Source organism: Kaistia adipata DSM 17808, from assembly GCF_000423225.1.
Taxonomy (GTDB): domain Bacteria; phylum Pseudomonadota; class Alphaproteobacteria; order Rhizobiales; family Kaistiaceae; genus Kaistia; species Kaistia adipata.
The window spans coordinates 1,113,103-1,125,987 of sequence record NZ_KE383991.1 but is presented as its reverse complement, the minus strand read 5'-3'; the positions used below and the strand labels follow the sequence as shown (position 1 = coordinate 1,125,987).

Below are 12,885 nucleotides of genomic sequence, written 5' to 3'. Positions count from 1 at the left end.
CGAGCCGGCGCGGGCGCCGCGGCATGGCCGCAGCGCCCGCTCGATTCTCAGTCGACGCGGCCGCGCGCCGCCACCTCGACCGTCTCGACGACGTGGTCGCCGGAGATCAGGTTGACGTGGTCGAACAGGTTCGAGACCGGGCAGGCGTGGTTCGGCAGGATGCGGATGCGCTCGCCGACGACCGGCTTCTTGGCTGAGGCCGAGAAGTCGATGTTCGCGTGCTCCTCGCTCTGGCCGTAGATCACGGCGTCGGGATAGCCGAGCACAATGCCGTAGCCGTTCTGGCCGAGCAGGTCGCTGGTCAGCGCCTTGGAGCCGGCGTCGATGATCGCGCGGTTCTCGGTCGGCCGGCTGACGACGGTCGCCAGCACGGTCAGGGCGCAGTCCTCGACCGCGGCGACGCCGCGCGAGACCAGCGAGCGGTCATAGTAGATGTAGGTTCCGGGCCGGTATTCGGTGGCGAGTGGCGTCTCGTGGGCGCGCCAGATGTCAGGCGTGCCGCCGGTCGAGATCGTCTCGGCCGGCAGGCCGGCCGCCTCGAGCTTTCCGGCGGCTTCCTCCAGCCACTTGCGCGCGCCAGCGGCGTCGCCCGCCGGCGGATAGGTCATCAGGCCGCCGAAGACGAGGCCCGGCTTGTCGGCGATGTAGCGAGCGAGCGCCACGGCGTCGTCCGGCGTCTGCACGCCGCAGCGTCCCGCGCCGGTGTCGCATTCGACCAGCACGCGGAGCGGCGCGTCGGTGGAATCGGCGAAGGTGTCGGCATAGCCGTCGACGACATAGGTGCTGTCGGCCGTGACGGCGAGGGTGACGCGCTGCGCCAGCTGCTTCAGCCGATAGAGCTTCTCCGGGGCCATCAGGTTGTAGGGCAGGAAGATGTCCTCGATGCCCGCGTCGGCCATCACCTCGGCCTCGCCCAGCTTCTGGCACGTGATGCCGATGGCGCCGAGCTCGAGCTGGCGCTTGGCGAAGAGGGGGAGCTTGTGGGTCTTGATGTGCGGGCGCAGGCGAACGCCGTGCGCGTCGGCATAGTCCTGTGCGCGCTTCAGATTGGCCTCGGCGCGGTCGAGGTCGATTAGGACGCAGGGCGTCTGCAGCGTATCGATATGTCTCGGCATGATGTCCTCACCATGTCGCCATCCGGCGAACGGGTTTGATGGGTGGAGCCGCGCGTCAGAGGACTTCGCGGATGAAACGCAGATTGCCGGCCGTCAGGCCGGCATCGACCGGCAGCGCGACGCCGGTGATGGCGCCGGCGAGCGGCGAGGCCAGGAAGACGGCCGCGTTGGCGACGTCGGCCGGGGTCGCGAGCTTGCCGAGCGGGTAGTGGGCCACGACCTTGGCGAGCAGATCCGGATCCTTCGCGACGCGGTGGTCCCAGGCGGGCGTGCGCACCGAGCCGGGGCAGATGCAGTTGGCGCGGATGTTGTCTTGGCCGAGCTCGACGGCGATGGCGCGCATATAGGCGACGAGGCCGGCCTTCGCCGCCGCGTAGGCGGGATTGCCGTAGTGACCGAGCGCGTTGACGGTCGACGTCATCACCACGGCGCCACCGCCATTGGCGATCATCGCCTTCAGCATCGGGTCGATCAGGTTGAAGCTGCCCGTCAGGTTGATGTCGACTTCCTGGTTCCAGCTTTGCTGGTTGACGCCGGCCATCGTCTCGGCCCGGCTGAAGCCGGCATTGCTCACGAGGACGTCGGGCGCCCCCTGTTCCGCCACGATCGCGGCGACCGCCTGCTCGGTCGCGTCGGCGTCGGTCAGCTCGAAGACCGATTTGGTCACGCCGTCGAGCGCATCGAGAAGCGCCGCGTCGCGGTCGCAGGCCGTCACTCGGGCGCCCGCCGCCTGGAAGGCGGCCACGATCGAACGGCCGATGCCGCCGCCCGCGCCGCTGATCACCACATGCTTGTCGTTCAGTCCGAACATTCTCTTCCCTCCGTCCGCGGCAAGGCTCCGCCGGATCGACGGACAAAGCAACCGGTGGCGCGCGCCAATTCGCCGCTTTCTTGTCGAAAAGGAAGGTGTTTTGCTCTAGCCTCGCCGCCGCCCCGCAATGGTGGCCCGCCGTCTTCCCGGCGTGTCGTTCAAAAAGATTCCAAGGGACCTTCGATGAGCAAGCTGAAGACCGTCTATGGCGCCTCGCATGTGCCGCTTTCGCCCGCCGTCCGCGCTGGCGATTTCGTCTATGTCTCGGGTCAGGTGCCGACCGACGCAACCGGCACGGTCGTCGCCGGCGGCATCGAGGCGCAGACCCGGCAGACGCTCGAGAACGTCAAGGCGGCGCTGGCGCTGGCCGGCTGCACGATGGACCAGGTGGTGAAGACCTTCGTGATCCTGGAGGACGCCCGCGATTTCGGCGGCTTCAACAAGACCTATGCGACCTTCTTCCAGAAGGATCCGCCGGCGCGCACCACCGTCGAGGCCCGCCTGATGATCGACATCAAGGTCGAGATCGAGGCGATCGCCTACGCCCCGCAGGGCTAGCGAGATTCCGCCCCGGCGAGGCCGGGGCTCTCCGTCTTCATGCGACCGCCGGGCCGGCAACCTGCTGCCGGGGCCGGTGGTCCTCTTCCCAGGACCGATCGCGCCATGCGCATTTTTGCTGCCTCGCTTGCCACCGAGACCAACACCTTCGCGCCGGTACCGACCGATCGCGCGAGCTTCGAGATGGCGTTCTATGCCGGCCCCGGCCAGCATCCCGAGACGCCGACGCTCTGCTCGTCGCCGATCGTCGCGCTCCGAAAGCGCGCCGAGGCGGACGGCATCGACCTGGTGGAGGGCACGGCGACCTGGGCGGAGCCGGGCGGACTGCTGCAGCGCGCCACCTATGAGGGCCTGCGCGACGAAATCCTCGATCAGCTCCGCGCGGCGCTGCCGGTCGACGGCGTCGTGCTCGGCCTGCATGGTGCCATGGTGGCGCAGGGCTATGACGATCCGGAAGGCGACCTCCTGGAGCGCATCCGCGCCATGGTCGGGCCCGACGTGCTGATCGCCGCCGAGCTCGACCCGCACAGCCATCTGACGCCGAAGCGCGTCGCCAACTCCGACATCCTGGCGGCGTTCCTCGAGTTCCCGCACACCGATTTCTACGAGCGCGGCGAGCATGTCGTCGATCTCGCCATCCGCGCGCTGCGCGGCGAGATCAAGCCCGTCATCTCGACCTTCGACTGCCGCATGATCGACGTCTTTCCGACCAGCCGCGAGCCGATGCGTTCCTTCGTCGACCGGATGAAGGCGATGCACGGCAAGGACGGCATCCTGTCGGTGTCGCTGATCCACGGCTTCATGGCCGGCGACGTGCCGGAGATGGGCACGCGCATGCTGGTCGTGACCGACGACCGCAAGGCCGAGGGCGATGCGCTGGCCAAGAAGCTCGGCATGGAGATCTTCGCGCTGCGCGGCAAGACGATGATGCCGCAATACAGCATCGATGGCGGCCTGGATCACGCGCTCGCGCTGATCGCCGGCAAGCCGGGCAAGCCGGTCGTCCTCGCCGACACCTGGGACAATCCGGGCGGCGGCGTCGCCGGCGACGGCACGCTGATCCTGCGCCGCATGATCGAGCGCGGCATCGACAATGTCGCGGTGGCGACGATCTGGGATCCGCTCGCCGTCACCTTCTGCCTGGCCGCGGGCGAGGGGGCCGAGATCCAGCTGCGCTTCGGCGGCAAGGCGGGGCCGGATGGCGGCGCGCCGATCGACGCCAGGGTCGAGGTGGTGCGGGCGGTGCCGGAGAGCTGGCAGAGCTTCGGCAAGAGCCGCGTCACGCTTGGCCCGACGGCGCTGGTGCGGATCCTCGGCACCAAGACCGAGATCATCCTGAACACCAACCGCACGCAGACCTTCGAGCCGGACGTCTACTCCAATCTCGGCCTCGACCCGATGTCGAAGGACATCCTGCTGGTGAAATCGACCAACCATTTCCACGCCGGCTTCCTGCCGATCGCGGCGGAGATCGTCTATATCGACGCCGGCGCGCCCTATCCCTCCAATCCCCGTGTGACGGCCTATCGCAAGCTCAACCGGGATATCTGGCCGCGGGTCGAGAATCCGCACGGCTGATCAGGCCGGCGGGCCTGCCGGCGCATTCCGCTTGTGCCGGCCGGCCGAACGCGCGATGAATCGGAAACCGGCGCGTCGCCAGAGGCCTCGCGTCGTCCCGCCCTTCGTTTTCCACGCCGTCGGCCGGCAATGACCCTCCCATCCCCGCAGAAATCGACCTGGATCGCCCTGCTCGTCGCGGTCGCCTTCTTCATGGAGAACCTCGACGGCACGGTGATCGCCACCTCGCTGCCGCAGATGGCGGAATCGTTCGGCGTGGCGCCGGTCGATCTCAATATCGGCATGTCGGTCTACATGCTGACGCTGGCGATCTTCATCCCGGCGAGCGGCTGGATGGCGGATCGCTTCGGCGCGCGGACGGTCTTCGCCTGGGCGGTCGCCGTGTTCACCATCGCCTCGGTGTTCTGCGCGCTCAGCGACAGCGTGCTGACCTTCGTGCTCGCGCGCATCCTGCAGGGCGCGGGCGGCGCCATGATGGTTCCGGTCGGGCGGCTGGTCGTGCTGCGCAACGCCTCGAAGAGCGAGTTGATGCGGGCGATCGCGGTGCTGACCTGGCCGGCGCTGTCGGCGCCGATCCTCGGCCCGCCGCTCGGCGGCTTCATCACTACCTATGCCTCCTGGCACTGGATCTTCATCCTCAACGTGCCGATCGGCATCGTCACCTTCGCGCTCGCCTTCTGGCTGATCCCGAACGAGCGGATCGCCGAGCGGCAGGGCTTCGACTGGGTCGGCTTTATCCTGACCAGTATCGCCTGCGCCGGGCTGATGTACGGGCTCGATCTCGTCGGCCAGAGCCATGTCGACTGGGTGATCGGGGCCGGCATCCTGGCGGCGAGCGCGCTGTTCTTCTGGATCGCGCTCCGCCATTCCGGCCGCCATCCGCATCCGCTGCCCGATCTCTACGGCCTGGCCATCCGCACCTTCGCCGTCACGATGAAGGGCGGCTCGCTGTTCCGCACCGCCGTCAGCGCCGTGCCGTTCCTGCTGCCGCTGATGTTCCAGCTCGGCTTCGGTCTCGATCCGTTCCAGGCCGGCCTCTACGTGCTGGCGCTCTTCGCCGGCAATCTGGCGATGAAGCCGTTCACCAGCCTGGTGCTTCGCACCTTCGGCTTCCGCACGACGCTGATCGGCAATGGCCTGTTCTTCGTCGCGACGCTGCTCGGCTGTGCCATGCTCAGCCCGGCGACGCCCTGGCCGGTCATCATGGTGGTCTTGTTCCTGAGCGGCGCCTCGCGCTCGATGCAGTTCACCGCGATCAACACGCTCGCCTTCGTCGACGTACCGCAGCCGCGCATGGCCGGCGCCAATACGCTGTTCAGCCTGGTGCAGCAGATCACCTTCGGCCTCGGCATCGCGCTCGGCGCCATCGCGCTGCGCCTGGCCGACGCCTGGCTGACGCCGGATGTCGAAGGGCTGACCCTTGCCGATTTCCATTTCGCCTTCCTGATCATCGGCGTCGTCGGCCTGATCGGCCTCTACGATTCCTTCCCGCTGCCGCGCGACGCCGGAACCGCGGTCAGCCAGCATCGCCCGCGCGGCAAGCCTGCCTCGGCAGGGCCCTGACCGCCTTTGAATTCGACCCAAGTGGAGTGCCCGACATGACGAAACTGACCCGCGATCCCTCGCTCACCCATGCGCAGAAGCTCGACCGGCTGGGCGAAGTGGCCGTTCGCGTCGGTCTCGGCCTTCAGGAAGGGCAGGAGTTGGTGATGACGGCTTCGCTCGACGCGCTGCCGCTGGTGCGGCGGATCACCGAGCATGCCTACAAGGCCGGCGCCTCGCTGGTGACGACGCTGTTCTCCGACGAGGAGGCGACGCTGATGCGCTTCCGCCATGCCCGCGACGGCTCCTTCGATGTCGCTTCCGGCTGGCTCTATGACGGCATGGCCTCTGCCTTCAAGAACGGCGCCGCGCGCCTCGCCATCGCCGGCGAGAACCCCTCGCTGCTCGCCGGCCAGGATCCCGACAAGGTGTCGCGCGCCAATCGCGCCCGTTCGGCCGCCTATACCCCGGCGCTCGAGCTGATCGCCGGCTTCGACATCAACTGGACGATCGCGTCCTACGCCTCGCCGGCCTGGGCGCGGGCGGTGTTCCCGAACGAGCCGGAGGAGGTCGCGGTCGCGAAGCTCTGGGATGCGATCTTCGCGGCGTCGCGCGTCGACCTGGTTGATCCGGTCGCGGCCTGGGCCGAGCACAACAAGGCGCTGCACGCCCGCACCAAGCTTCTCAACGACAAGCGCTATTCGGCGCTGCGCTTCGTCGGGCCGGGCACCGACCTGACGGTCGGCCTCGCCGACGACCATGCCTGGGAGGGCGGCGCGTCGATGGCCAAGAACGGCATCGTCTGCAACCCGAACATCCCGTCGGAAGAGGTGTTCACGACCCCGCACAAGGATCGCGTCTCGGGACATGTGACGAGCACCAAGCCGCTCTCCTACCAGGGCACGCTGATCGAGGACATCGCGGTGCGCTTCGAGGATGGCCGCATCGTCGAGTCGACGGCGCGGACCGGCGCGGAGGTGCTGGCCAAGGTGCTCGATACCGACGCCGGCGCGCGCCGGCTCGGCGAGGTGGCGCTGGTGCCGCATTCCTCGCCGATCTCGGCGAGCGGCCTGCTCTTCTACAACACGCTTTATGACGAGAACGCCGCCTGCCACATCGCGCTCGGCCAAGCCTACGCCAAGTGCATCCGCGGCGGCGACACGATGAGCCCCGAGCAGCTCGCGGCGAAGGGCGCCAACAAGAGCCTGATCCATATCGACTGGATGATCGGCTCGAGCCATATCGACATCGACGGCATTGCCGCCGATGGCCGTGTCGAGCCGATCATGCGCCGGGGCGAGTGGGCCTGAGCGGCCCAGCGCCCGATGACGAGCGGCCGGGAGACCCGGCCACTTTCCTTCAGCTGGCGGCGGCCATGGCCGCCAGATGGCTTTCCAGGTCGGTAGCGCTGCCGGCGGCGTTGCGAGTCTCGAAATAGTCGTGCCAGCCGGTGGCGGCGATGCCGGCGAGGAGCGCGTCGAGCGCCGCTTCGTCCGGAAACCGCCAGATCGCGAAAAAGGGCTCGGTCGCGGCGTGTGGTTTCGAGCGGTCGGTCTCGCCGAAGGCCAGCATCTCGATGCCGTGCGCGGCGAGCGGCGTCATGCCGGCGCCAATCGTGTTGAAGAATGCTGCGCGGCCTGACTGGTCGAGGGCGAGCCAGGCCGGGCGTGGCGTGTAGAGTTCGGCGAGATAGTGCATTTCGTATCCTTGTCGGGCGGGGTGGTTCAGGCGGCCCCGATCGAGCGCAGCGCGCGCTTGCAGATGCGGGCCGTCGCCGGCACGGGGCTTCGTTCCCTCCAGTCGCGGCAGAGGGCGCGAACCCAGTCGGGCCGGGTCTTGGCCGCGTCGTTCAGCCAGTTGCCGACGGAATCCTGCACATAGGGCGAGGGGTCGGCGCGGAGAGGCGCGAGGATGGCGAGGGCGCCTTCCGGCTCTCGCTTCAGTTCGTCGATATGCGCGCACCAGACGCCGCGCGGCCGCGTCGCCTCGCTGGCGAAGCGGCGCAGGCGCTCCGACGGTTCGAATGTCCAGGCCGCCAGCAGGGCGATAGCCCGATCCAGCTCGGTGGCGAGATGCGGGCGGACCGCCATCCAGGCCCATTCCCGAACGCCGAAATGCGGGTCGTCGGCAAAGGGGCGGATCGCCGCGAGGCGGTCGGGGAGGGCCATGTCCGGCGCCTGGCCGACGAGAAAGCCGGCCCAGCCCCTGACCGTGTCGGAGGTGTGGTGGCGGAGCTCGCTGGCGGCTTCGGCGGCCAGCCCGCCGCGCAGCAGCTCACCCGCCAGCGCCATGCGCTTCGAGATGCCGAGGCCGTTGGCGCGATCCATCGCCTCGAACGCCGACATGTCGAGCCGGGGTATCGCCGCGCGCATCAGCGCGCCGAAGTCGACGGCCAGGCATTCGGTGAGCGTCGCGGCCTCGATCGTCCCGGCATCGAGCGCGGCGCGGCGGGCGGGGTCGATGTCGGCGACGGTGCGTCCCGTGCGGGTGGGCTTCATGATGCCGAGCCCGGCTCCGACGCGGCGCGCCGGCCACTGTCCGTCTTCGCCCAGATGCGTCCGAGCAACGCGCTCAGGCCCTCGCGTTCCGCCTGGTTGAGGTCCGAGAAGAGCGTCGCGATCCAGTTCGTGTGCTCCTGGAACATCGCCTCGGCGGTTGCCCTGCCATGCTGGGTCAGACGGATCATGATCCTGCGGCGATCTGCCATGCCGCCTTCACGGAAGAGGAAGCCGTCGCGTTCCAGCCCGTCGAGAAGGCCGGTGATCGTGGCGCGTGTCACGCCGGCGCGTGTCGCCAGTTCGTGCGGCGAAAGGCCGTCCGGATGGCCGCGCAGCAGGAACAGCAGCACGAACTTGCCCTCGGAGAGCCGGTGCGGCGCCAGGCGCGCGGCGCAATCGCGATCGATGGCGGCGGCGAGCGAGAGCAGCTCGAAGCAGAGGCGGATGCCGCTGGTGTCGGACTGGCCGCGCGCCCTAGCCTCGTCGAGCAGGGCGCTGTGCTTGGGTTCGAGATTATTCATAAGGCGCCATGTAGTATGGCACCAAATCATATGTCAACATTCCGCGAGCGTCAGCCCCGCATGGCGGCGGCCTCAATCCAGCCAGAATTGAGGCTCTTGAACCGTAGATCGATGCAAGGAGAGGCGCAGCCCTTTCGACGCAAGTCGATTGTCGGGGCGAGGCCGCGACGTCATGATGAGCGACAGCGTTACGATGTTTCCGCAGCCGGCGCCTGACCGCGCGGGAGGACGGCGTGAAGTCATGGTAGCTGGAGAGCGGGAGCCGGCGGCAGCGGCGATCGAGGGCGCCATGCCCGGCCGCTACGAGCGGCTGCGAAGTCGGCTGGCGCCCTGGCGGCCGGCCATCACCGCGCTCGTCGGTGTCGTCGTCGTCATCCTTGTCTGGCTCGCGATCTCGCGCCTGATCGCGGAGGTCAACTACAACGACGTTCTCGATACGCTGCACGCGACGCCGCTCTCCTCGGTCGCCGCCGCGCTGGGGCTGACCGCGCTCAGCTTTCTCGCGCTCAGCATCTACGACCTGTCGGCGCTTCGCTATCTCGGTCTGGCGCTGCCCTATCCGATCGTCGCGCTCACCGCCTTCTGCGCATATGCCGTCGGCAACACGGCCGGCTTCGGTCCCCTGACGGGCGGCGCCATCCGCTATCGCTTCTATTCGCGGCTCGGCGTCGAGCCGGGCGACGTTGCCAAGGTCGTCGCCTTCGTGACCATCGCCTTCGGCCTCGGCCTCGCCGGCGTCACCGGGCTCGGCCTGACCTTCGCGGCGGCTGATCTCGCCATGCCGCTGGCGCTGCCACCCATGCTGCTCCGGCTGGTCGGCGGAGCGGTCCTCGTCGCGCTCGGCCTCCTGTTCGTCCTGGCCGCGCGGGGCGACGGACGGATCGGATGGCGGCGGATTTCGGTCGCGTTGCCGCGGCCCGGTCTCATGCTGGCGCAGTTCGGCGCCACCATCGTCGACGTCTCGGCCGCCGCCGCGGTGCTCTGGGTGCTGCTGCCGAATTCCGATATTGGACTGCCGGCCTTCGTCGCGGTCTATGCTGTCGCGATCGGCCTCGGCGTCGCCAGCCATGTTCCCGCCGGCCTCGGCGTGTTCGAGGCGGTGATCCTCGCCGTCGTCGGCCGCAGCGCCTCGGTCGACGCGGTGCTGTCCGCGCTGATCCTCTACCGCGTGATCTATTACGGCGTGCCGCTGATCGTCGCCTCCGGGCTGGTGACGGGGCTCGAGCTCCGGCGAGTCGCCTCGGGCGCGCAGGCCTCGCGCGTGCTGCGCGCCGGCGCGCAATTGTCGCCGCGCGTGCTCGCCACGCTCACCTTCGCGCTCGGCGCCGTGCTGGTCTTCTCGGGTGTCACGCCGGCGGCCGACCAGCGGCTCGACCTTCTCTCCGGGCTGTTGCCGCTGCCCATCCTCGAGGGCGCGCATTTCCTGGAAAGCGTGCTCGGCCTCGGCCTGATCGTCGTGGCGCGCGGGCTGGCGCATCGGCTCGACGGCGCCTGGTGGGCCGCGCTGGTCGCGGCCGGAACCGCCGTTCTGCTGTCGCTCCTGAAGGCGATCGCGATCAGTGAATCGATCGCCTTGGCGCTGCTCTTCATCGCCCTGCTGGCGACGCGGCGCGAGTTCAACCGGCCCGCCTCGGTCCTGCATCAGCGCCTGACGCCTGGCTGGTTCCTGGCGATGACCACGGTGATCGTCACCGCCGCCGCCATCATGCTGTTCGTCTATGCCGATGTCGAATATTCGAACGAGCTCTGGTGGCAGTTCGAGTTTTCGGAAGAGGCGCCGCGCAGCCTGCGCGCGCTGCTGGGCGTCGTCATCGCCGCCGGCTCGCTCGCCACCTGGTCGTTGTTCCGCCCTTCCAAGGGAAAGACCGCTCTCCCCGACGCGGCCGAGGTCGCCGAGGCGGTACGGATCCTCGACACTCAGCCCTATCCGGACGCCAATCTCGTGCGCATGGGCGACAAGACCCTTCTCTTCTCCGAGGATCGCCGCGCCTTCATCATGTTCGGCCGCCAGGCCCATTCCTGGGTGGCGCTGTTCGATCCGATCGGGCCGCGCGACGCCTGGCCGGGGCTGATCTGGCAGTTCGTCGAGATGGCGCGGGCGGCCGGTGGAAGGGCCGTGTTCTATCAGGTCATGCCGGAGAACCTGGCGCTCTACGCCGATGCGGGAATGCGGGCCTTCAAGCTCGGCGAGGCCGCGCAGGTCGATCTCGCCGCCTTCGACCTCAAGGGCGCCAAGCGGGCGAGCCTGCGGCATGCCTACAATCGCAGCCTGCGCGAGGGGCTGAGCTTCGAGTTTCTCGAACCCGATCAGGTCGCCGGCGTGATCGAGGACCTGGAGGCGATCTCGAACCGCTGGCTTGCCGAGCACCGCGCCCGCGAGAAGCGCTTCTCGCTCGGCGCGTTCGAGCGGGCCTATGTCATGACCCAGCGCGCCGCCATCGTGCGTTGCCGAGACCGCATCGTCGCCTTCGCCACCGTCATGACGACGGGACGGAAGGAGGCGGTCACCGCCGATCTCATGCGCTTCGATCCCGGCGTGCCGGCGGGGACGATGGAGTTTCTCTTTTCCAGCCTGATGCTCAACCTTCGCGACCAGGGCTATCGATGGTTCGATCTCGGTATGGCGCCGCTCGCCGGCCTTTCCGAGAGCCCGGCGGCGCCGATCTGGCACCGCATGGGCCGGGCCGTGTTCGAGCATGGCGAGCGCTTCTACAATTTTCACGGCCTTCGCGCCTTCAAGGCGAAGTTCCAGCCCGAATGGCAGCCGCGCTACATGGCCGTGTCGGGCGGCATGTCGCCGGCGCTGGCGCTGGCCGATGTCACGGTATTGATCAGCGGTGGACTCAAGGGAGTGGTCGGCAAATGATTCGCAATTGCCTCTTCGCCGCGTTTCTCGCGGGCATGACGCTGCCGGCGCTGGCGGCCAATGATCCCGCGCCAGCCTTCAAGGCCGGCCTTCTCGGCAAACCGGAGATCCTGTTGCCGACCGGTGAGGTCAGCGGCGCCATCTTCCTGTTCTCCGACAAGGGCGGCTGGACCGATGCCGACCAGCAGACGGCCGAGACGCTGCAGAAGGCGGGCGCCATCGTCGTCGGCGTCGACACGGCGAAATATCTGGCCGGCCTCGAGATCGACAAGGCGGACGAGTGCGTCTACCTCGTCGCCGACATCGAGGATCTGAGCCACCAGATCCAGCGCTCGCTCGGCACCGGCATGTATCATTCGCCTGTGGTCGCCGGCGTCGGCGCCGCCGGAGCGCTGGGCCTAGCCATTGCCGCCCAGACCCCCGACGCGACGATCGGCCGGACGGTCGTCGTCGATCCCGACAAGGTTCTGCCGCTCGTGAAGCCGCTGTGCACCGATGCGCCGCGCGTCGCCGCGTCCGGTGGCACCGTCTACGGCCTGGCGCAGGGCGATCTGACCAATCCGGTCGACGTGCTCTACACCGCCGCCGCGCCGGCCGATGGCAAGGCCCATGTCGAGGACCTCCAGAAGCAGGGCTTCAAGATCAAGGACCGCGCCGCCGACGGCGACGCACGCGCCGCGCTGGAGGCCCGGCTGCTGCATGTGCTGGTGCCGAAATCCGCCAGCGACGATCCGCTCGCCGACCTGCAGCTGATCGAGCTTCCCACGACACCCAAACTGGACACGCTGGCGATCGTCTATTCGGGCGATGGCGGTTGGCGCGATCTCGACAAGTCGGTCGCCGAGGCGCTGCAGAAGGAGGGCGTGCCGACGGTGGGGCTGGATTCGCTGCGCTATTTCTGGTCGGAGAAGTCGCCGGAGCAGACTTCGGCCGATCTCGCCCGCATCATCGAGGCCTATCTGGAGCGATGGAATGTCGAGCACGTCATCCTGATCGGCTATTCCTTCGGAGCGGACGTGCTGCCCAATGCCTATAACCGTCTGCCGGCCGATGTCCGGGACAGCGTGGCGGAGATGTCGCTGCTCGGGCTGTCCGAGCAGGTCGACTACGAGATCTCGGTCGGCGAGTTCCTCGGCACCGGGGCGAGCGCGGGCGAGACCTTGCCGGACCTGAAGCGGATCAAGCCCGGCGTGATCCAGTGCGTCTATGGCGAGGACGAGGGCGATTCCGCCTGTCCGAAGCTGGAGGGCAGCGGGGTCGAGATGATCAAGACCGCCGGCGGCCATCATTTCGACGGCGACTATGACGCGCTGGCGGCCAAGATCCTCGACGGCTTCAAGCGCCGCACGGCCGGCGAGGGACACCCGCAGGCGCAAAAATAGGCCTGGGAGCCAAC

The 12,885-nt window shown here is 68.5% G+C and carries 11 protein-coding genes; 6 read left to right on the top strand and 5 right to left on the bottom strand.

Annotated elements, in window-relative coordinates:
* Nucleotides 1-47 precede the first annotated feature (47 nt).
* Nucleotides 48-1,115: a D-TA family PLP-dependent enzyme gene (locus G539_RS0118185; protein WP_029076468.1), complete on the bottom strand. Its 1,068-nt coding sequence runs from the start codon at nucleotides 1,113-1,115 to the stop codon at nucleotides 48-50.
* A gap of 55 nt (nucleotides 1,116-1,170) precedes the next feature.
* On the bottom strand, nucleotides 1,171-1,926 hold the full coding sequence (locus tag G539_RS0118180; RefSeq protein ID WP_029076467.1) for an SDR family oxidoreductase: 756 nt from the start codon (nucleotides 1,924-1,926) through the stop codon (nucleotides 1,171-1,173).
* A 183-nt stretch (nucleotides 1,927-2,109) separates the two neighbouring features.
* Here G539_RS0118180 and G539_RS0118175 point away from each other — a divergent pair, with 183 nt between their 5' ends.
* The 4 genes from G539_RS0118175 to G539_RS0118160 all read left to right on the top strand — a co-directional run bounded on the left by G539_RS0118175 (nucleotide 2,110) and on the right by G539_RS0118160 (nucleotide 6,914).
* On the top strand, nucleotides 2,110-2,484 hold the full coding sequence (locus G539_RS0118175; protein ID WP_029076466.1) for a RidA family protein: 375 nt from the start codon (nucleotides 2,110-2,112) through the stop codon (nucleotides 2,482-2,484).
* A gap of 105 nt (nucleotides 2,485-2,589) precedes the next feature.
* Entirely contained in the window at nucleotides 2,590-4,062 is a 1,473-nt protein-coding gene (locus G539_RS0118170) for a M81 family metallopeptidase (protein WP_029076465.1), read from the top strand.
* 129 nt (nucleotides 4,063-4,191) lie between these two features.
* Nucleotides 4,192-5,625 (top strand): MFS transporter, encoded by a 1,434-nt coding sequence (locus G539_RS0118165; protein ID WP_029076464.1) that lies wholly within the window; start codon nucleotides 4,192-4,194, stop codon nucleotides 5,623-5,625.
* A 35-nt stretch (nucleotides 5,626-5,660) separates the two neighbouring features.
* On the top strand, nucleotides 5,661-6,914 hold the full coding sequence (locus G539_RS0118160; RefSeq protein ID WP_029076463.1) for an aminopeptidase: 1,254 nt from the start codon (nucleotides 5,661-5,663) through the stop codon (nucleotides 6,912-6,914).
* A 49-nt stretch (nucleotides 6,915-6,963) separates the two neighbouring features.
* On the opposite strand, the gene G539_RS0118155 is transcribed toward G539_RS0118160, so the two are convergent.
* From G539_RS0118155 to G539_RS0118145, 3 genes are read right to left on the bottom strand one after another with little or no spacing between them, the layout of a single operon-like run.
* Nucleotides 6,964-7,302 carry a DUF6616 family protein gene (locus G539_RS0118155; RefSeq protein WP_029076462.1) on the bottom strand — a complete coding sequence of 113 codons (339 nt, stop codon included), beginning with the start codon at nucleotides 7,300-7,302 and terminating at the stop codon, nucleotides 6,964-6,966.
* A gap of 26 nt (nucleotides 7,303-7,328) precedes the next feature.
* Complete coding sequence (locus tag G539_RS0118150; RefSeq protein WP_035831562.1) at nucleotides 7,329-8,102, bottom strand: DNA alkylation repair protein; 774 nt, start codon at nucleotides 8,100-8,102, stop codon at nucleotides 7,329-7,331.
* Nucleotides 8,099-8,623, bottom strand: coding sequence for a MarR family winged helix-turn-helix transcriptional regulator (locus G539_RS0118145; RefSeq protein WP_029076460.1), 525 nt, complete (start codon nucleotides 8,621-8,623; stop codon nucleotides 8,099-8,101). Before G539_RS0118145 ends, G539_RS0118150 begins: the two co-directional genes overlap by 4 nt.
* A 241-nt stretch (nucleotides 8,624-8,864) precedes the next feature.
* Here G539_RS0118145 and mprF point away from each other — a divergent pair, with 241 nt between their 5' ends.
* Nucleotides 8,865-11,489: a bifunctional lysylphosphatidylglycerol flippase/synthetase MprF gene (mprF, locus tag G539_RS0118140; RefSeq protein ID WP_156912030.1), complete on the top strand. Its 2,625-nt coding sequence runs from the start codon at nucleotides 8,865-8,867 to the stop codon at nucleotides 11,487-11,489.
* On the top strand, nucleotides 11,486-12,871 hold the full coding sequence (locus G539_RS0118135) for an AcvB/VirJ family lysyl-phosphatidylglycerol hydrolase (RefSeq protein ID WP_029076458.1): 1,386 nt from the start codon (nucleotides 11,486-11,488) through the stop codon (nucleotides 12,869-12,871). Before mprF ends, G539_RS0118135 begins: the two co-directional genes overlap by 4 nt.
* The last annotated feature ends 14 nt before the right edge of the window (nucleotides 12,872-12,885 follow it).